Raw genomic sequence first — 18,145 nt, 5'->3', positions numbered from 1 at the left:
GCATCACGGCAAGGCGTGCTAGGAGGGCATCCGCATGCGTATCCTGTTCATCACGTCTTCGCGTCTCGGTGACGCCGTCATCGCATCGGGCGTGGTCGAGCGGTTCCGTCTCGCGCATCCCGAGGCGCGGCTCACCGTCGCCTGCGGGGCGGCGGCGCGCGGGGTGTTCGAGCGTCTTCCCGGGCTGGAACGGCTGATCGTCTTCGAGAAACAGGATTACAAGCGGCATTGGGTCTCGCTCTGGTCGCGCCTGATGCGGGACCGCTGGGAACTGATCGTCGATTTTCGCGGCTCGGCTTTGGGTTACGCGCTGCGTGCCGGGCGGCGGGTGATCGTGCGCGGCGGGCGGCGGCCCGGGCGGCGCTATGTCCAGATCGGTCAGGCCTGCGGGTTCGATCCGGCACCGCTGCCGGTGGTGTGGACCGCGCCGGCGGACCGGGCCCGGGCGGACGTGCTGATGGCCGGGAGCGGCCGGGTGCTCGGCCTCGGCCCGACCGCGAACTGGGAGGGCAAGATCTGGCCGGCGGATCGTTTCGTCGACCTCGCGCGGCGTCTCGATTTCGGGCGGGTCGTGGTGTTCGGCGGCCCCGGTCCTGACGAGCGGGCGGCAGCGGCACCGGTGCTGGCGGGGTTGCCCGGTTCGGTGGATCTGGTGGGGGCGCTCAGCGTCGCCGAAGCCGCCGCGTGTTTGGCGCGGTGCGACCTGTTCATCGGCAATGATTCTGGGTTGATGCATCTCGCGGCGGCGGCGGGGACGCCGACGCTGGGTTTGTTCGGCCGGTCCCGCGCCTCGGAATATGCCCCGGCGGGGTTGCGGACCGCGTTTGTGGTGGCGGACGGGCCGGAGGGTGAGGCGGCTATGGCCGCGCTCCCGGTCGATCGGGTTCAGGCGGCGGCGCTGGCCGTGCTGGGCGAGGCGGTGGCGGCATGAGGATCGCCCAGATCATGGCGGGGGCGGCGCAAGGCGGCGCGGAGTTGTTTTTCGAGCGGCTGAGCATCGCGCTGCATCGGGACGGCGAGGCGGTGCTGCCGGTGATCCGCCCCGATCCGGCGCGGATGGCGCGGTTGCGGGCGGCGGGATTGCAGCCGCGCGGGCTGCGGTTCGGCGGTCCGCTCGACCCGCTGACGCGGGTGCGGGCGGGGCGATTGCTGCGCGATTTCGATACCCAGATCGCGGTGGCCTGGATGAGCCGGGCGGCCAGCCAGGCACCGCGCGGGGCATGGCCTCTGGTGGGGCGGCTCGGCGGGTATTACGATCTCAAGTATTTCCGGCGCTGCGATCATCTGGTCGGCAACACCCGCGACATCGTGCGCTGGATCGCGCAGGAGGGCTGGCCGGCGGACCGGGTTTCGTACGTGCCGAATTTCGTCGATGATTTCGCGGCGACCGCCCCGGCGGATCGCGCGGGCCTCGGCGTGCCGGCGGGGGCGACGCTGGTGCTCGGGCTCGGGCGGTTGCACGAGGTCAAGGGGTTCGACGTGCTGATCCGCGCGGTCGCCGCGATCCCCGACATGCATCTGGTGATCGCGGGCGAGGGGCCGGAACGGGCGGCGCTGACCGCACTGGTCAGGGATTGCGGGGTGGCCGACCGCGTGCATCTGCCGGGCTGGCGAACCGATGTGGGGGCGTTGCTCAGGGCGGCGGATGTCTTTGTGTCCTCTTCGCGCCACGAGCCGCTCGGCAACATGGTGCTGGAGGCGTTTTCGGCCGGGGTGCCGGTGGTGGCGGCGGCGGCGGAAGGACCGCGTGAGTTGATCACGCAGGGTGTGGACGGGCTGCTGGTCGCGATCGACGATCCGGCCGCGCTGGCGGCGGCCATTGCGGATGTGCTGGGCGATCGGGGGCGGGGTGCGGCGCTCGCGGCTGCGGGGCGGGCGCGGTACGAGGCGGAGTTCGCGGCGCCCATCGTGGTGGCGGCGTGGCGGACCCTGCTCGGTGACTTGATCCGCAAAGGCGGGCGCTGATGTGCGGCATCGCCGGGATCGCGCTGAAGCCCGGTGCGCGGATCGATCCGGAGACCCTGGCTGCGCTGACGCGGGCGCTCGCGCATCGCGGGCCGGATGGCTCGGGGGTGCATGTCAGCGCCCGCGCCGCCCTGGTGCAGACGAGGCTGGCGATCATCGATCTCGCGACCGGGGATCAGCCGTTGTTCGGCGCGGGGTCGGCGCTGGTCGGGAATGGCGAGATCTATAACAATCCCGAATTGCGGGCGCGGCTCGGCACGGTCGGGTTCGCGACCGGCAGCGATTGCGAGCCGCCTTTGTACCTTGCCCGTGCGGCGGCGGATTTCACGCCGGATCTGAGGGGGATGTATGCGCTCGCGATCGATGACGGGCAGGCGGGGCGGGTGTTGCTGGCGCGCGACGAATTCGGGATCAAGCCGCTTTATATAAGCGCGACGGCGCGCGGGACCGCCTTCGCATCGGAGCCGCAGGCGCTGGTGGCGGCGGGGCTGGCGGCGCCGGGGATTTCGACCGCGCGATTGGTCGAGCTGTTGCAGGTGCAGTTTACCACCGGGACCCGGACGGTGTTCACCGCGATCGACCGGGTGGCGCCGGGGACCACGCTGGCGATCGCGGGGGAGGCGGTCACCACGATCGCGCACCATGATCCGGTCCGGCCCGGCGAGGTGCCGCGCGATGAGGAGGCGGCGCTGGCGGCGCTGGATGCGGTGCTGGCGGACAGTGTCGCGGTGCATCAGCGCAGCGACGTGCCTTACGGGATGTTTCTCTCGGGCGGGATCGACAGTGCGGCGATCCTCGCGCTGATGGCGCGGCTCAACGAGGGCAAGGTGCTGGCGATGACCGCCGGGTTCGATACCGGCACTGTCGCCGACGAGCGCGACGATGCGGCGGCGAGTGCGCGGGCGGTGGGGGCGCGCCACGAGCGGATCGAGATCGACGCGGCGATGATGTGGGCGCATCTGCCGGCGATCGTGGCGGCAATGGATGATCCGGTCGCGGATTACGCGATCATCCCGACCTGGTTTCTGGCCCGCCATGCGAAGGGGTCGGTCAAGGTGATCCTGTCCGGCGAGGGCGGGGACGAGATGTTCGCGGGGTACGGGCGGTATCGGGCGGCGGCGCGGCCCTGGCCGTTCGCGCGGCCGATGCGGCGGCGGGGGGCGTTCGACGGGCTCGGGGTTCTGCGCGAGACGGGGCAGGGCTGGCGGGCGGGGCTGGATGAGGCGCGTTCCGGCGTGGTGGGGGGCTCGGCGCCGGGGGGCTCGGCGTTGGAGCGGGCGCAGCGCGAGGACATTGCCGGGTGGTTGCCCAATGATCTGTTGCTCAAGCTCGACCGCTGCCTGATGGCCCATGCGATCGAGGGGCGGACGCCCTTCGTCGATCGGGAGGTGGCGCGGTTTGCCTTCGCTCTGGCCGACCGGTTGCGGGCGCGGCGGGGGGTGGGCAAATATCTGCTGCGGCGGTGGCTGGAGCGTCATTTGCCACAGGCGCGGCCCTTCGCGCCGAAGCAGGGGTTCGATGTGCCGGTGGCGGCGTGGATCGCGGCGCGGGCCGATGAGCTGGCGCCGCTGGTCGCGCGGGCGCCGATCATTCAGGAGATGACGGTGCCGGGGCGGGTGCGGGAGATTTTTTCGCGTGCCGCCGACAAGCGGGCCGGGGTGGCGTGCTGGCGGCTGTTGTTTCTCGCGCTGTGGCATCACCGGCATGGGCTCGGTGGGTCGGGTGCGGGCAGCGTGTTCGATGTGTTGGCGGAGCGATAATCATGGACGGACGATACGATCTGATCATCGAGAGTGGCACGGCGGTGCTGCCCTGGGGCGAGGCGCCCGCGCGGATCGGGGTGCAAGGCGGGCGGATCGCTTCGCTCGATGCGCGGGGGGAGGCGGCGCGGGTGATCGATGCGACCGGGTTGCATGTGCTGCCGGGGTTGATCGACCCGCATGTGCATTTCCGTGATTCCGGGGCCGCGGAATTGCCCGGGGTCGAGACCATGGCGAGCGGAACGCTTGGGGCGGTTCTCGGCGGGATCACGGCGGTGTTCGATATGCCGAATACCGGCACGCCGGCGGTGGATGCGGCGAGCCTTGCGGCGAAGCGGGAGTCGATCGCCGGGCGGGCATGGTGCCATGTCGGGCTGTATGTCGGGGCGACCAAGGGGAATATCGGCGCGCTCGGCGACCTCGAAGCGCTGCCCGGCGTGTGTGCGGTGAAGGTGTTCGCGGGGTCTTCGACCGGGAACCTGCTGGTCGAGGACGATGCCTCGATCGAGGCGGTGATGCGCTCGGGGCGGCGGCGGATCGCGTTTCATTCCGAGGATGAATATCGCCTGCAGGCGCGGCGGGAGGCTTTTGCGCAGGGCGGGAGTTTCGCCGATCATGCGGTGTGGCGCGATCCCGAATGTGCGGCGCTCGGCACGCGGCGGATTGTGGGGCTCGCCCGCAGGACCGGGCGGCCCGCGCATATATTGCATGTCTCGACCGGGGAGGAGTTCGGCTTCCTTGCGGATCATCATGATCTCGTCAGCCTCGAAGTGCTGGTGAACCACCTGACCCAGTCGGCACCGGAAGCCTATGAGCGGCTGGGGGCCTATGCGGTGATGAACCCGCCGATTCGCGAGGCGCGGCATCGCGAGGCGGCGTGGCGGGCGGTGGCGTCCGGGCTGGTCGATACTATCGGGTCGGATCATGCCCCGCACCCCGCCGCCGCCAAGGCGCGGCCCTGGCCGGAGACGGCGGCGGGGCTGACCGGCGTGCAGACGCTGCTGCCGGTGATGCTCGAACAGGTCCATCAGGGCCGGCTCAATCTGTCGCGGCTGGTCGATCTGATGGCGGCGGGGCCGGCGCGGATTTACGGCGCGGTCGGCAAGGGACGGCTCGCGGTGGGGTACGATGCGGATTTCACCCTGGTCGATCTCGGCAAGCGGCGGCGGATCGAAACGAACTGGCTCGCAAGCCCGTGCGGATGGTCGCCCTTCGCGGGGGATATCGTGACCGGATGGCCGGTGATGACGATCATCGCGGGAGCGGCGGTGATGGTGGAGGACGAAGTGATCGGGACGCCGATGGGGCGGGAGGTTTTGTTTCGGAGTTGAGGCGGGAGGGGAAGAAGAAGGCTTCTTTTTTGGTAAAAAGAAGCAAAAAACTTCTGTTAATCCGGGTCACGGGCGTTTTGACCGCACAAGCCCAATGTATAAAAGTTTTTTGCTTCTTTTTTTCAAAAAAGAAGCGCTTGCTTATCCCTTCATAAGTTTCTCGCCAGATAAGCGCCGGAGAACACGGCGATCAGGCCGATGCCGACGGAGAGGATGACGTAGGAGGCGGCTTTGAGGACTTCGCCGTTTTCGGCGAGCAGCAGGGTTTCGAGTTCGAAGGTGGAGAAGGTGGTGTAGCCGCCGAGGAAGCCGGTGAGGATGCCGGTGCGGATGGCGGGGCCGAGGGTGAGGCGGTCGAGGGTTTCGAAGAACAGGAAGCCGATCAGGAACGAGCCGATGACGTTGATGCTGAGGACGGCGATGGGGAATTCGCGGCCGAACAGGTTCTGCATCAGCAGGGTCTGGCCGAAGCGGGCCCAGCAGCCGAGGGTGCCGAAGACGGCGATGGCGAGGAGGGTCTGGATCATCGGGAGCCTTTTTCGTGGTCGGGTTGGTTTGGTAGTATTTCAAGCATAAGGTCGGGATCGATCCAACCGCTGGTGCCGGGGGCCGGGCGGGTTAGCGTGGAAAACGCGCATTACGATTAAGTAATTGCGATATCGTAACGATTTAGGCGTGCGAAAGTGTCGGGGGTCAGCGGGATTTTTTCGGTTTTCGGATTGTGTCGTAGCGGAGTGGGGAGCCGGGGGGATAGACCGGGATGAAATTGCGCGGGTTGGCGGGGTTGGGGATGAAATAGCAGATGCTGCGATCGTCGAGGTCGGGCAGCGCGGGTTCCGGGATGGGTTGGGGTGCGGGTTTGGGGCGCGGTTGGCGCTTGCGTTTGGGCAGAGTGAGGATGGCTGGGGGTTGATGCCGCAGAGGTGGCAGAGCGGGCGGAGGATGCGGGGGATGGCCGGGTTTCGGGCAATTGCCTCCTGCATGTCCGGCGTGGTGAGGAGGTGTTCGATCTGGGCGATGAAGCCGTTGACCGTGTAATGGGCGAAGGTGCGGCGGAGGATGCCGAAGCGGCGCGGCAAAGGCGGCGGTGGGCCGAGGCTCGTTGTGTGCCAATTGCGGAGCCATGCTGGGGGGCGGGATTCGCGCGGGGAGTCGGGTTGGGTGCGGGGGGATCGCGCGCGGTGCGGGCCGGGTGTGGCGGCGATGGCGTCGAGCAGGCGGTTGATCAGGCTGCTGAAGCGGGCGTCGAGCAGGCAGAGCAGCGGGAGGGCGATGCCGAGGAGTTTGTGCTGGGTGGCCATGGTCTCGCGCAGTTTGCGCGCGGTGAAGGTGAGTTTTTCCTTCAGGGTGAGAGGGGTGTAGGTGGGGGTCCAGGGCATTGCGATTGTATACGCCCGGAGGGTGGGGGGTGAGAAAGCGGGGACACGAAAAAGAAGGCTACTTTTTTGAAAAAAAGTAGCAAAAAACTTTCGCTCCTATGGGGCACGGGCGTTTTTAGGGGCACGGGCCCGGATTCACAGAAGTTTTTTGGTTCTTTTTTTCAAAAAAGAACGCTTCCTTAACCCTTCCCCCACTACCCTGCACAGCAGACGAAGCTGTTCATCACTGATCGTCAGGGCAGGTGTGAGATAGACGATATTGCGAAACGGGCGGACCCAGACTCCGAGTTCGATGAAGTCCTGGCGCAGGGCGGCGGGGTTTTCGATGTGGTCGAGTTCGACCACGCCGATTGCGCCCATCACGCGGACATCGCTGACGCCGGGGATGGCGCGGCAGGGGGCGAGTTCGGTGCGGAGGGTGGCGGCGATGGTGGCGGCCTGGGCGAGGCGGGGTTGGGTTTCGAACAGGTCGAGCGCGGCATTGGCGGCGGCGCAGCCGAGCGGGTTGGCCATGAAGGTGGGGCCGTGCATCAGCGCGTGCGCCGGGGAGTCCGAGAGGAAGGCGTCGTAGAGGTCGCGGCTGACGATGGTGGCGGCAAGCGGCGAGGTGCCGCCGGTGAGGGCTTTCGAGAGGGTGACGATGTCCGGCGTGACGCCGGTTTGCTGGTGGGCGAACATGGTGCCGGTGCGGCCGAAGCCGGTGAAGATTTCGTCGAAGATGAGGGTGAGGCCGTAATGGTCGGCGGTGGTGCGGAGGTGGCGGAGGGTGGCGGCGTCGTTGAAGATCATGCCGCCGGCGCCCTGGACCAGCGGTTCGACGATGATGCCGGCGAGTTCGTGGTGGTGGCGTTCCACAAGGTCATCGAAGGTGGCGCGGGAGGTTGGATCGCGCGGCAAAGGGGCGATGATGTGGGGGGGCAGCATGCCTGCGAACAGGCTGTGCATGCCTTCCTCGGGGTCGCAGATCGCCATGGTGGCGAAGGTGTCGCCGTGATAGCCGCCGTGGAAGGCGAGGAATTTGGTGCGGTTGGGCTGGCCGCGGTTGAGGCGGGATTGGACCGCGATTTTCATGGCGACCTCGACCGCGACGGAGCCGGAATCGGTGAAGAACACCCGGTCGAGCGGGTCCGGCAGGAGGGCGGCGAGGCGGGTGGCGAGGCGGTAGGCCGGTTCGTGGGCGAGGCCGCCGAACATGATGTGGGGCATCGCTTCGAGCTGGGCGGCGACCGACTGGATGATGTGGGGGTGATTGTAGCCGTGGCAGGCGGTCCACCACGAGGCGATGCCGTCGATCAGGACGCGGCCATCCGCGAGGTGGATTTCGCTGCCGGTGGTGCGCACGACCGGCAGCGGCAGCGGGGCGGTCTGCATCTGGGCGTAGGGCAGCCAGACATGGTTCCAGCCGGTGGTGAGCCAGGCTGGCGGCGCAGCGGGAGACGGGGTGGCGGTGGGCGTGGTCACGATTGGCGGGTGAGGCCCAGTTTTTCGAACAGGGCGTTATCGCGCGCGACGGCGGGGTTGCTGGTGGTCAGCAGCGTGTCGCCATAGAAGATCGAGTTGGCACCGGCGAGGAAACAGAGCGCCTGGGCTTCGTCCGAGAGGGCTTCGCGGCCGGCGGACAGGCGGACATAGGATTTCGGCATGGCGATGCGGGCGGCGGCGATGGTGCGGACGAAATCGATCGGGTCGATCGGGGCGGCATCGCCCAGCGCGGTGCCCTTGACCGCGACGAGGGCGTTGATCGGGACCGATTCCGGGTAGGGGTCGAGATCGGCCAGGGCGGCGAGGAGGCCGGCGCGGTCGTCGAGGTCTTCGCCCATGCCGATGATGCCGCCGCAGCAGACGTTGATGCCGGCATCGCGGACGGCGGCGAGGGTGTCGAGCCGGTCCTGATAGACGCGGGTGGTGATGATGGTGCCGTAGAACTCGGGCGAGGTGTCGAGATTATGGTTGTAATAGTCGAGCCCGGCGGATTTCAGGCGGTTGGCCTGATCGGGGCGGAGCATACCAAGCGTGACGCAGGTTTCGAGGCCGAGCGCCTTGACGCCCGCGACCATGCCGGCGACACGATCGAGATCGTGATCCTTGGGCGAACGCCAGGCTGCGCCCATGCAGAAACGCTGCGCCCCGGCATCGCGCGCGCGGCGGGCGGCTTCGAGCACGGGTTCGAGGTCCATCAGCTTCGAGGCGGGAACACCGGCCTCGAACCCCGCCGATTGGGGGCAATAGCCGCAATCCTCGGGACAGCCGCCCGTCTTGATCGACAGAAGCGTGGAAATCTGGATCGCGGTCGGGTCGAAATGCTGACGATGAATGGTCTGGGCACGGAAAATCAGCTCGGGCAGCGGCAGAACCAGCAGGGCCGCAATACGGGCACGGGTGGGGGATGGGTGTTCGAGCGTCAGGGACATCGATCTCTCCGGTTTGCCGCTACGGCATCGGGCACCACGATAAACCGGGCAGGGCAGGACGGGAAGGGTTTGCGGCGATGCGGGGTTGGGTGAAGGAAGTAAAGTGAGGAAGGCACTTCTTTTTTGGAAAAAAGAAGCAAAAAACTTTTTTGATCTGGGTCCGAGGTGGTTTCACCGGCACGGACCAGAGGGAATCAGAGTTTTTTTGCTTCTTTTTTTGCAAAAAAAGAAGAGTGCTTGCTTCCCTTGACCTCACCCCAATTGGGCTACTTATGTGCAGTTTACCTTGACAGTTTACCTTACTATCTTGTAGTGTGGCCGGATGGGTGATGGGGTTTTGCCGTTGGCGCCGATGTTGGCACAGGAGTTGCGGGCGTTGCTCGGCAAGTTGAGGCGGCGGTTGCGGGAGCAGGGAGGTGAGGGGGATCTGACGCCGTCGCAGGTTTCGGTGTTGTTGCGGCTGGAGTCGGACGGTCCGGCGACGGCGGCGGCGATTGCGCGGGCGGAGGGGATGCGGCAGCAATCGATCGGGCCGATCGTGGCTGCGCTGGAGGGGGCGGGTTTGGTCAGCGGCGCGCCTGATCCGCATGATGGGCGCCAGACGCTGCTTGCGCTGACAGATTTGTTTCGCAAGCGGGTTCATGACGGGCGGGTGGCCAAACAGGATTGGTTGACCCGGACGATTGCCGCGCGGCTGTCGGTTCGGGAGCAGGAACAGCTTGCTTCAGCGGTGGGCTTGCTCAAGCGGCTCGTCGAGGACTGACGGCGGGACGATCCGGTTTACTTTCGATAAGGAGATTTTTATGGCGTTGACCGTGCTCGATCCGAATTCGGCTCTGATCGTCGTTGATTTGCAGAAGGGCATTGTCGAGCGATCGCTGGTGCATCCGGTCGGGGGTGTCGTCGAGCGGGCGCGGGCGCTTGCGGATGCGTTCCGGGCGCGGGGGTTGCCGGTGGTGCTGGTCAATGTGACGGGCGGGGCGCCGGGTCGGACCGAACAGCCGCGTCCGGCTTTGCCCGGTGGGGCGGGATGGGCGGATCTCGTTGCGGAACTGGGGCGGCGGGACAGCGATATTCTGGTGACGAAGCGGTCGTGGGGGGCGTTTGCGACCACTGATCTGGACGCGCGGCTGAAGGCGCTCGGGGTGACCCAGGTGGTGATTGCGGGCATTGCGACCGCGACCGGCGTGGAGGCGACCGCGCGGCAGGCGTATGAGCTTGGGTTCAACGTGACGCTTGCGATCGATGCCATGACCGATATGCGGGCGGGGGCGCATGATTACAGTATCGCGAACGTGTTTCCGCGGCTCGGCGAGACCGGGGTGACGCGCGACGTTATCGCCCTGCTCGACGCACGGGAGGGGGGATCGTGAGGGGGCTTGATCTGGCGGCCTATTTTTTCGGCGGCGCGTTGTTCGCGAATGCGATTCCGCATTTTGTCAGCGGCATGATGGGTCGGGCGTTTCAGTCGCCGTTTGCCAGGCCGCCGGGGGAGGGGTTGTCGTCCTCCACCGTCAATGTGGTGTGGGGGTTTTTCAATATTGTGGTCGGGTATGTGCTGATCTGCCGGGTTGGGCAGTTCGGGCTGCGGGATACGTATGACGTGCTGGCGAGCGGGGCGGGGGCGTTGGTGATTGCGGTGTTTTCGGCCCGGCATTTCGGGCGATTTCATGGCGGGAACCGGGTGGAGCGTCTGTGAGGGTGGGTGCGATCGGGGTGTTTCGGTCGCTGCGCGGGTTCAATTATCGAGTGTGGATCATTGGTGCGTTCGTTTCCAATATCGGCACATGGATTCAGGCGACGGCGCAGGACTGGCTGGTGCTGACGCGGCTCACGCATCATGACGCCTCGGCGGTGGGGATCGTGCTCGGGCTGCAGTTCGGGCCGCAATTTCTGTTGTTGCCGTGGACGGGCGGGGCGGCGGATCGGCTGAACCAGCACAAGCTGCTGATGGTGACGCAGGCGGTGATGGGCACGCTGGCGCTGGGGCTCGGGCTGCTGACGGTGGCCGGGGTTGTTCGGCTCTGGCAGGTTTATGTGTTTGCGTTTCTGTTCGGCAGTGCGGCGGCGTTCGATGCGCCGGTGCGCCAGACGTTCGTTGCAGAGTTGGTGGGCGATGGCGATCTGCATAATGCGGTGTCGCTGAACTCGACCTCGTTCAACCTCGCGCGGATGATCGGGCCGGCGGTTTCGGGGGTGATCATTGCCGATGGGGGGACGGGGTGGGCGTTTCTGGCCAACGGGGTTTCGTTCGCGGCGGTGGTGATGTCGCTTGGGTTTCTACGGCTCGGCGACCTCGATCCGCATGCGCGGGTTACGCGGGCCAAGGGGAATTTCATCGAAGGGTTGCGGTATGTGCGGGGGCGGCCGGATCTGATCGCGATTCTGGCGATGCTGTTTCTGTTCGGCACGTTCGGATTGAATTTTCCGATTTTCATTTCGACGATGGCGGTTACGGTGTTTCATGCCGATGCGCGCGGGTATGGGGTTTTGTCTTCGGTCATGGCGGTGGGGACGGTTGCCGGGGCTTTGTTCGGCGCGGGGCGGCGCGAGGCGGGGTTCGGTTCGTTGCTGGCGGGTGCGGGGGTTTTCGGGATCGGGTGTACGCTGGCGGCGTTGGCGCCGGGGTATTGGTGGTTTGCCGGGGCGCTCGTGGTCATGGGAGCGGCGACGCTGACGTTTACCAACACGACCAATAGTTTGATGCAGCTTTCGACCGAGCCGGCGATGCGGGGGCGGGTGATGGCGTTGCGGGTCGGGGTTGCGTTGGGGGGAACGCCGATCGGGGCGCCGTTGATCGGCTTGGTGGCGGATCGGTTCGGGCCGCGCTGGGCGTTGGGGGTGGGTGCGGCTTCGGGGTTTGCGGCGGCGGCGGTGGGGGTTTATGCGGCGGTTCGGTTGAAGCGGGGTGCGGTTTTCGCAGCGGGGACACGTCGATGAAAAATTCAGGCGCAGACAGTAAAAGCGGCAGATACCAAGCGAATAAAAGTTTTTTTGTTTCTTTTTTTACAAAAAAAGAAGCGCTTGACTGTGCTTTTCTTTTGTTCGCGCCCCGATGACCCGGTCACTGGACGATTTCGCGACGGCGAAGCTGGCGGCCCTGGAGGCGGGTTCGTTGCGGCGGCGGGTGCGGCAGGTCGCGCGGGGGGTGGGGGCGGTTGCGGTGCGGGACGGGGTGGGGCTGATTTCGTTTTCCTGCAACGATTATCTGAATTTATCCCAGCATCCGGCGGTGATCGAGGCGGCGGTGGCGGCGACGCGTCGGTATGGGGTCGGGGCGGGGGCGTCGCGGTTGGTGACGGGGGATCATCCGCTTTACCGGGGGTTGGAGGCGCGGCTAGCGGCGTTGAAGGGCACGGCGGATGCGGTGGTGTTCGGGTCGGGGTATCTGGCGAATATCGGGATCATTCCGGCGTTGGTGGGGGCGGGGGATGCGGTGTTCGTGGATGAGCTGGCGCATGCGTGCATCTGGGCGGGGGCGAGGTTGTCGGGGGCGGCGGTGGTGCGGTTCGGGCATAACGATGTGGGCGATTTGCGGCGGGTGATGGCGGGGTGCGGGTTTCGGCGGGCGATCGTGGCGACGGACGGGGTGTTTTCGATGGATGGGGATGTCGCGCCGATCGACGCGCTGGCGGTGGTGGCGGCGGAGGCCGGGGCGTGGCTGATGAGCGACGATGCGCATGGGATCGGGGTGCTCGATGGCGGGCGCGGGTCGCCGCATGACGGGGTTTCGTTGCGGATGGGCACGCTGTCGAAGGCGGTGGGGGGGTATGGCGGGTATTTATGTGCGTCGGTGCCGGTGTGCGAGTTGATCCGGAATCGGGCGCGGAGTTTCGTTTATACGACGGGGTTGCCGCCGGGGGTGGTGGCGGCGGCGGCGGCGGCGCTGGATGTGATGGCGGGGGATGCGGAGTTATGTGCGCGTCCGGTGCGGCTGGCGCGGATGTTCACCGGGGCGGTGGGGTTGCCGGAGGCGGCGAGTCCCATCGTGCCGCTGGTGCTGGGGGGTGCGGAGGCGGCGCTGGCGGGGCAGGCTGAGTTGGAGGCGGCGGGGTTTCTGGTCGCGGCGATCCGGCCGCCGACGGTGCCGGAGGGGACGGCGCGGTTGCGGTTCGCGTTTTCGGCGGCGCATCGGGAGGCGGATGTGATGCGGCTGGCAGAGGTGGTGCGCGAGCGGGTGATGGGGGTGGCATGAGGCAGTTTTTCGTGACCGGGACGGGGACGGATATCGGCAAGACCCATGTGGCGGCGGCGATGCTGCGGCATTGGCGGGGGCGTGGGGTGAAGGCGTGGGCGCTGAAGCCGGTGGCGAGCGGGTATCAGCCGGCGCGGTCGGCTGCGAGCGATGCCGGGGTGTTGCTGGCGGCGATGGGGCAGATGACCAGCGATGCGGTGGTGGGGAGGATTTGTCCGTGGCGGTTTGCCGATCCGGTATCGCCGGATATGGCGGCGCGGCGGGCGGGGCGGGTGGTGCCGTTCGATGAGGTGGTGGAGTTTTGTCGGCGCGAGATGGCGGCGGCGGATGTGCCGTTGCTGATCGAGGGGGTGGGCGGGGCGATGGTGCCGCTGGATGAGCGGCGGACGGTGCGGGACTGGATGGTGGCGCTGGGATTGCCGGCGATTGTGGTGTGCGGGGGGTATCTCGGTGCGATCAGTCATACGCTGTGCACGATCGAGGCGTTGCGGGTGGCGGGGGTGGTGGTGGCCAAGGTGGTGGTGAACGGGGTGGGGGATCTGCCGGTGCCGGTGGCGGCGACGCGGGAGGCGTTGCTGCGGCATGGGGCGGGGGATGTGGTGGTGTTCGGCTCGGCAGAGTGGGAGGCGTGGCTGGTCAGCCTTTGACTTCGATCCAACCGGGGCAGGTGGTGGGCGGCGGGGTGCCGGCGAAGCGCAGGGCGAACCAGGCGGCGACCAGTTTGGCCGAGCGGTAGCCGGTGAAGATGTGGGTGACGCCTTTGAGTTTGATGTAGTCCACGGTGTCGCCCAATTGGCAGGCGCGGCGGACGAAGGCGTTGGTGTATTTCGGAAGGACGGTGGTGTCGGCGGTGCCCTGGGTGATCAGGAGAGGTGCGCCGGCGGGGGCGTAGCCGGGGGAGTTTTCGTGGAAGAGGGCGGGCCAGGGCGGGGTGGTCAGCGGGTTCCGGGCGAGGAAGACTGGTTTGAGGGCGGCACCGGCGCGGGCGGCGATGAGGTATTGGCCGACCGAGTTGATGCATTTGGTCGCGGCTTTTTCGACCAGGGGGACGGCTTGCGGGGCGACCGGGGGCGTCATGCTGACGTGGTAGAGTTTCGACCAGGTGGCGTAGACATAGGCGGTGAGGACGCGGCCGCTGTTGGAGTTGGGGTGCTGGAGTTCGGGGCCGAGCGCGGTCGGTGGGGCGGCGGCGGCGACGCCAACGAGGTGGAGGTCGGGCGCGTAGGCTGCGGCGGTCTGGCCGGCGAAGAGGGCGGCCTGGGCGCCTTGGGAATGGCCCCAGACGCCGTAATTGCGGCTGGCATCGGCTCCCGGGAGGGCGCGGGCGGCGCGGACGCTGTCGATGATGTCGGCGGCTTCGGCCTTGCCGATCAGATAGGGGTGGGTGCCGGCGACGCCGAGGCCCTGATAGTCGGTGGCGGCGACGATATCGCCCGCGTGGAGGAATTTCTGCAGGCCGGGGATGCTGCCGGCGAGGCTGAGGCCGGCGAAGTTGTGGGCGTCGAGCGAGGGGGCGCAGCCCGCGGCGGCGCCGGTGGTGGGGTGGGCCCAGGCGATGATGTCGCGGCCGCCTTTGGGGGCTTTGGTGTGGGGGATGTAGATGACGCCGGAGACCGGGACGCGGTGGCCGCTGACGCCGGTGGAGGCGTAGATCACCTGGATGGCGGTGGCATCCGATGGTGAGGCGGCGTAGGGGCGTTCGCGCAGGATTGCGCCGGGTCGGGCACCTTTGGCGCTGATGTTGCGGTAGAAGCTGCCGGGTTTGGGGATGGCGCAGGCGGTGAGGCCGAGGATGGCGGCGGCGAAAGCGAGGTGTTTCAGCAAGGTGATCTCCGACGCGCGCCGGAGGGGCGGTGTGCCGGGCTCCTCGACCGCATATTGGGGGGCGCGGCCGAGGGACAAGGCGGAGGGTGGTCAGGCGGCGTGGCGGATCGACCTTTCGTGCCAGATCGTGGCGAGGGCGTCGACCAGATGGTCGATATCGGCGTCGGTATGGAGCGGCGAGGGGGTCAGGCGGAGGCGTTCGGTGCCGCGCGGGACGGTGGGGTAGTTGATCGGCTGGACGTAGATCGCGAAGCGGTCGAGCAGGGCGTCGCTGATCGATTTGCACTGGGCGGCATCGCCCACCATGACCGGGACGATGTGGCTGGGATTGTCGAGATGGGGCAGGCCGGCGCGAGTGAGTTTGGCGCGGAGGCGGGCGACGCGTTCGTGCATGCGGTCGCGTTCGGCGCTGCTGGATTTGAGGTGGCGGATGCTGGCGAGCGCCCCGGCGGCGACCATCGGCGGGAGGGCGGTGGTGAAGATGAAGCCTGAGGCGTAGCTGCGGACGAAATCGCACAGGGCGGTCGAGCCGGTGATGTAGCCGCCGATCACGCCGAAGCCTTTGGCGAGGGTGCCTTCGATTACCGTAAGGCGGTGGGCGATGCCTTCGCGTTCGGAGATGCCGCCGCCATGGGCACCGTAGAGGCCGACGGCGTGGACTTCGTCGAGATAGGTCATGGCGCCGTAGTGATCCGCGACGTCGCAGATCTCGGCGATGGGAGCGACGTCGCCGTCCATCGAATAGACCGATTCGAAGGCGATCAGTTTGGGGCGGGAGGGGTCGATCGCCGCGAGTTTGCGGGCGAGGTCGGCGGGGTCGTTATGGGCGAAGACCTCGCACTGGGCGCGGCTGTGGCGGATGCCTTCGATCATGGAGGCGTGGTTCGAGGCATCGGACAGGACGACGCAGTTGGGCAGTTTGTGGGCGAGGGTGCAGAGCGAGGCCCAGTTCGACATGTAGCCGGAGTTGAACAGCAGGGCGCTGTCCTTGGCGTGGAGGTCCGCGAGTTCGCGTTCGAGCAGGGTGTGGAAATGATTGGTGCCGGCGATGTTGCGGGTGCCGCCCGCGCCGGCACCGCATTTGTCGAGCGCTTCGTGCATCGCGCTCAGCACGGTGGGGTGCTGGCCCATGCCGAGATAGTCGTTGGAGCACCAGACGGTGACCTTGCGTTCACCGTCCGCGCCGTAACGTGTGGCTTGCGGGAAGCTGCCGGCGTGGCGTTCGATGTCGGCGAAGACGCGGTAACGGCCTTCGCGGTGGAGCTGGTCGAGGCTGGTGGTGAAGAAGTTTTCGTAGTTCATCGGTCGTCTCCCAGTTCGGTGCGTTATTCGGCGGCGAGGCGCATGGAGCAGCCGGAGAAGGCGGCGGCGAGGCCGGCTTCGTCGAGGTTGCGGCCGATTGCGATGACGCGGGGTTGTTCGTCGGCCGGGGCGGCGAAGGCGCAGATGCTGGCGCGGTGGCCCGCAATGTCGAACTGCACCCAGCCGCGACCGGAGCGGGCGAGGCCTTTCAGCCGGGCGATGGTGCCGAATTCGCCCGCGGCGGCGGCATCGAGCACGTGGCGGAGGGCATCGGTGTCGATGATCGTGTCGAGCGTGCCGGCCCAGGAGCCGAAGCCGAGGGCGTCCTGATGGGCGTGGTCGTGCCCGTGGTCATGATCCGGGTGGTTGCAGCCGGTGTCGGTGCAGGTGTGGTCGTGGCCATGATCGTGGTGATGGTCGTGGTGATGATGATCGTGGCCATGATCGTCGTGATCGTGGGCCGGCGATATCGAAACGGGGGCGATCGAAGCGGGGGCGATCGAGGCGGGGGCAAGTGGGGCGGGTATGGGCTGGTGTTCGGCGACGTGGCGGATCGGGGCGGGTTTGGCCAGGGCGCGGGCGTCGTCGGCGGCGGTGGGGTCCTTGCGGGCTTTGGTGGTGGCGAAAAGGTCCGCCGGGACCGCGCCGTAGCGGGCGGTGATGATCCGGGCGTCGGGGTTGAGACGTTGCAGGGTTTCCTCGACGGTGTCGCGTTCGGCGGCGCTGACCAGATCGGTCTTGTTGACGATCAGCAGCGATGCGAGCCGGGCCTGGGCGCTGAAATGACCCTGCATTTCGGTATAGTCGCCGAGGAAGGCGCTCGCGTCGATCATGGTGACCACGGTGAGGCTGCGTTTGAACGGCGCGATGGCCGGGCGTTCGAGCACGCCGATCAGCGAGGCGAGGTCGGCGACGCCGGAGGGTTCGATCAGCACGCGGTCGGGGGCGAATTTGCCGACGACCTCTTCGAGCTGGCTGGCGAGGTCGTTTTTCAGGGTGCAGCAGATGCAGCCGTTGGGCAGTTCCACGACATCGGCACCCTGGCCGCGCAGCAGCGAGCCGTCGATGCCGACGGTGCTGAAATCATTGACCAGCACGACGGTTTTTTCGCGCGATTCGGCGGGGACGCTGCCGAGCATGTCGAGCCGGCGACGCATGAAGGTGGTTTTGCCGGCGCCGAGGAAGCCCGCGACGATTTCGACGTCGAAGGCTTTGGCCGGTTTGTGGGATTTCAGACCCCAGCTCCAGAGTTTCGCCGCCGGGAGGGGCAGAACGAGGAACCAGTGCTCCAGGATCGCGAGCGCCATCATGACGCCGATGAACGTGTCCCCGGCGCGGGCGAAGCCGGTGGTGGCGCGGCCCGCATGTTCGAACATGATCGTGCCGATCACGGTGGAGATGGTGATCGAGAACGGGAACAGCAGGTTCATCGATTTGCGCTTGAGGAAGCTTTTGAGGAAGTTGAGGTGTTCGGGCAGGAACTCCTCGTTCAGGTTGCGCACGCCGAGGAAGACGTTGAGCTTGGCGCTCTGGTGCATCCACCACAGGACCATGAAGGTCCAGACACCGACCTGGTTGGGCTGGCCCCAGGTGAGGCCGATGATCAGCGCGGCGGAGGCGATGATGGCGAGCTCGTGCCACAGGCTGGTCTGGATCGCGTGGCCGAAATGCTTCCAGCCCTTGCAGTTTTCCGGGCAGGAGGCGGTGCGCGGGCCGGTGACGAAGCCCATGTAGAAGCTGATTTCCTGCCAGCCCCAGGCGAACAGGCCGAAGCCGAACGCCCAGTAGGCGGCGGCGACGGTGGTTTCGCCACTGACCTTGACCAGACCGATCACGCAGATGGCGAACACCGCCGTGGCGCCGAGCATGCTCCATTTGAAGGTCGGGCGGGGCAGGCCATCGAGGAAGATGATCGCGCCGGTGCTGAACCACCAGATGAACAGGGCGAACAGGCCGGGGATGATGTAGTTGCTCATGG

General features: G+C 67.1%; 17 protein-coding genes. 10 read left to right on the top strand and 7 right to left on the bottom strand.

The genetic code is table 11. The annotated features are described in order from the left end of the window. Positions 1 to 34 precede the first annotated feature (34 nt). The 4 genes from SIL87_RS15390 to SIL87_RS15375 are packed head-to-tail and all read left to right on the top strand — an operon-like array spanning position 35 to position 5,056. Positions 35 to 931: a glycosyltransferase family 9 protein gene (locus SIL87_RS15390; RefSeq protein WP_319615005.1), complete on the top strand. Its 897-nt coding sequence runs from the start codon at positions 35 to 37 to the stop codon at positions 929 to 931. Beyond that, positions 928 to 1,965, top strand: a complete 1,038-nt coding sequence (locus tag SIL87_RS15385) for a glycosyltransferase (protein WP_319615004.1) — start codon at positions 928 to 930, stop codon at positions 1,963 to 1,965. Before SIL87_RS15390 ends, SIL87_RS15385 begins: the two co-directional genes overlap by 4 nt. Beyond that, the gene (gene asnB / locus SIL87_RS15380; RefSeq protein ID WP_319615003.1) at positions 1,965 to 3,725 is read left to right on the top strand and encodes an asparagine synthase (glutamine-hydrolyzing); all 1,761 of its coding nucleotides are present in this window, start codon (positions 1,965 to 1,967) and stop codon (positions 3,723 to 3,725) included. The genes SIL87_RS15385 and asnB overlap by 1 nt, the downstream gene beginning before the upstream one ends. A gap of 2 nt (positions 3,726 to 3,727) precedes the next feature. Then, the gene (locus SIL87_RS15375; protein WP_319615001.1) at positions 3,728 to 5,056 is read left to right on the top strand and encodes a dihydroorotase; all 1,329 of its coding nucleotides are present in this window, start codon (positions 3,728 to 3,730) and stop codon (positions 5,054 to 5,056) included. Positions 5,057 to 5,205: 149 nt separating this feature from the next. Here SIL87_RS15375 and crcB read toward each other — a convergent pair whose 3' ends face one another. From crcB to bioB, 4 genes are all read right to left on the bottom strand, one after another. Beyond that, positions 5,206 to 5,583 (bottom strand): fluoride efflux transporter CrcB, encoded by a 378-nt coding sequence (crcB, locus tag SIL87_RS15370; protein WP_319615000.1) that lies wholly within the window; start codon positions 5,581 to 5,583, stop codon positions 5,206 to 5,208. 39 nt (positions 5,584 to 5,622) lie between these two features. After that, a complete protein-coding gene (locus tag SIL87_RS15365) occupies positions 5,623 to 6,435 on the bottom strand; it encodes a hypothetical protein (protein WP_319614999.1) in 813 nt (270 codons plus the stop codon). A gap of 135 nt (positions 6,436 to 6,570) precedes the next feature. Then, the gene (locus SIL87_RS15360) at positions 6,571 to 7,896 is read right to left on the bottom strand and encodes an adenosylmethionine--8-amino-7-oxononanoate transaminase (RefSeq protein ID WP_319614998.1); all 1,326 of its coding nucleotides are present in this window, start codon (positions 7,894 to 7,896) and stop codon (positions 6,571 to 6,573) included. Next, positions 7,893 to 8,846, bottom strand: coding sequence for a biotin synthase BioB (gene bioB, locus SIL87_RS15355; RefSeq protein ID WP_319614997.1), 954 nt, complete (start codon positions 8,844 to 8,846; stop codon positions 7,893 to 7,895). The genes SIL87_RS15360 and bioB overlap by 4 nt, the downstream gene beginning before the upstream one ends. A 352-nt stretch (positions 8,847 to 9,198) precedes the next feature. On the opposite strand from bioB, the gene SIL87_RS15350 reads away from it, so the two are divergent. The 6 genes from SIL87_RS15350 (at position 9,199) to bioD (ending at position 13,688) form a co-directional block, all read left to right on the top strand. Next, a complete protein-coding gene (locus tag SIL87_RS15350) occupies positions 9,199 to 9,609 on the top strand; it encodes a MarR family winged helix-turn-helix transcriptional regulator (protein WP_319615995.1) in 411 nt (136 codons plus the stop codon). Positions 9,610 to 9,649: 40 nt separating this feature from the next. Continuing rightward, positions 9,650 to 10,219, top strand: a complete 570-nt coding sequence (locus SIL87_RS15345) for an isochorismatase family protein (protein ID WP_319614996.1) — start codon at positions 9,650 to 9,652, stop codon at positions 10,217 to 10,219. Then, positions 10,216 to 10,545 carry a hypothetical protein gene (locus tag SIL87_RS15340; protein WP_319614995.1) on the top strand — a complete coding sequence of 110 codons (330 nt, stop codon included), beginning with the start codon at positions 10,216 to 10,218 and terminating at the stop codon, positions 10,543 to 10,545. Before SIL87_RS15345 ends, SIL87_RS15340 begins: the two co-directional genes overlap by 4 nt. A 2-nt stretch (positions 10,546 to 10,547) precedes the next feature. After that, positions 10,548 to 11,786, top strand: coding sequence for an MFS transporter (locus tag SIL87_RS15335; protein ID WP_319614994.1), 1,239 nt, complete (start codon positions 10,548 to 10,550; stop codon positions 11,784 to 11,786). A 115-nt stretch (positions 11,787 to 11,901) separates the two neighbouring features. Beyond that, on the top strand, positions 11,902 to 13,041 hold the full coding sequence (locus SIL87_RS15330; RefSeq protein WP_319614993.1) for an aminotransferase class I/II-fold pyridoxal phosphate-dependent enzyme: 1,140 nt from the start codon (positions 11,902 to 11,904) through the stop codon (positions 13,039 to 13,041). Beyond that, positions 13,038 to 13,688, top strand: a complete 651-nt coding sequence (gene bioD, locus SIL87_RS15325; protein ID WP_319614992.1) for a dethiobiotin synthase — start codon at positions 13,038 to 13,040, stop codon at positions 13,686 to 13,688. Before SIL87_RS15330 ends, bioD begins: the two co-directional genes overlap by 4 nt. On the opposite strand, the gene SIL87_RS15320 is transcribed toward bioD, so the two are convergent. The 3 genes from SIL87_RS15320 to puhE are packed head-to-tail and all read right to left on the bottom strand — an operon-like array spanning position 13,678 to position 18,143. Then, the gene (locus SIL87_RS15320) at positions 13,678 to 14,943 is read right to left on the bottom strand and encodes an alpha/beta hydrolase family protein (RefSeq protein ID WP_319614991.1); all 1,266 of its coding nucleotides are present in this window, start codon (positions 14,941 to 14,943) and stop codon (positions 13,678 to 13,680) included. The genes bioD and SIL87_RS15320 overlap by 11 nt on opposite strands. A gap of 12 nt (positions 14,944 to 14,955) precedes the next feature. Next, complete coding sequence (gene hemA / locus SIL87_RS15315) at positions 14,956 to 16,167, bottom strand: 5-aminolevulinate synthase (protein WP_319614990.1); 1,212 nt, start codon at positions 16,165 to 16,167, stop codon at positions 14,956 to 14,958. Between the two features lie 23 nt (positions 16,168 to 16,190). Next, a complete protein-coding gene (gene puhE, locus SIL87_RS15310) occupies positions 16,191 to 18,143 on the bottom strand; it encodes a putative photosynthetic complex assembly protein PuhE (RefSeq protein ID WP_319614989.1) in 1,953 nt (650 codons plus the stop codon). Positions 18,144 to 18,145 lie beyond the last annotated feature (2 nt).

Source organism: Acidiphilium acidophilum, from assembly GCF_033842475.1.
Classification (GTDB): Bacteria; Pseudomonadota; Alphaproteobacteria; order Acetobacterales; family Acetobacteraceae; genus Acidiphilium; species Acidiphilium acidophilum.
The sequence above is the reverse complement of the archived record's forward strand: the minus strand, read 5'-3'. Positions and strand labels throughout refer to the sequence as shown.

Bases quoted from the DNA above. Each gene is read 5' to 3' on its own strand.
- SIL87_RS15345 (WP_319614996.1), top strand. From the start codon at position 9,650: ATGGCGTTGACCGTGCTCGATCCGAATTCGGCTCTGATCGTCGTTGAT.
- SIL87_RS15365 (WP_319614999.1), bottom strand. From the start codon at position 6,435: ATGCCCTGGACCCCCACCTACACCCCTCTCACCCTGAAGGAAAAACTC.
- SIL87_RS15390 (WP_319615005.1), top strand. From the start codon at position 35: ATGCGTATCCTGTTCATCACGTCTTCGCGTCTCGGTGACGCCGTCATC.
- puhE (WP_319614989.1), bottom strand. From the start codon at position 18,143: ATGAGCAACTACATCATCCCCGGCCTGTTCGCCCTGTTCATCTGGTGG.
- bioB (WP_319614997.1), bottom strand. From the start codon at position 8,846: ATGTCCCTGACGCTCGAACACCCATCCCCCACCCGTGCCCGTATTGCG.
- SIL87_RS15385 (WP_319615004.1), top strand. From the start codon at position 928: ATGAGGATCGCCCAGATCATGGCGGGGGCGGCGCAAGGCGGCGCGGAG.
- bioD (WP_319614992.1), top strand. From the start codon at position 13,038: ATGAGGCAGTTTTTCGTGACCGGGACGGGGACGGATATCGGCAAGACC.
- asnB (WP_319615003.1), top strand. From the start codon at position 1,965: ATGTGCGGCATCGCCGGGATCGCGCTGAAGCCCGGTGCGCGGATCGAT.
- SIL87_RS15350 (WP_319615995.1), top strand. From the start codon at position 9,199: ATGTTGGCACAGGAGTTGCGGGCGTTGCTCGGCAAGTTGAGGCGGCGG.
- SIL87_RS15375 (WP_319615001.1), top strand. From the start codon at position 3,728: ATGGACGGACGATACGATCTGATCATCGAGAGTGGCACGGCGGTGCTG.
- crcB (WP_319615000.1), bottom strand. From the start codon at position 5,583: ATGATCCAGACCCTCCTCGCCATCGCCGTCTTCGGCACCCTCGGCTGC.
- hemA (WP_319614990.1), bottom strand. From the start codon at position 16,167: ATGAACTACGAAAACTTCTTCACCACCAGCCTCGACCAGCTCCACCGC.
- SIL87_RS15330 (WP_319614993.1), top strand. From the start codon at position 11,902: ATGACCCGGTCACTGGACGATTTCGCGACGGCGAAGCTGGCGGCCCTG.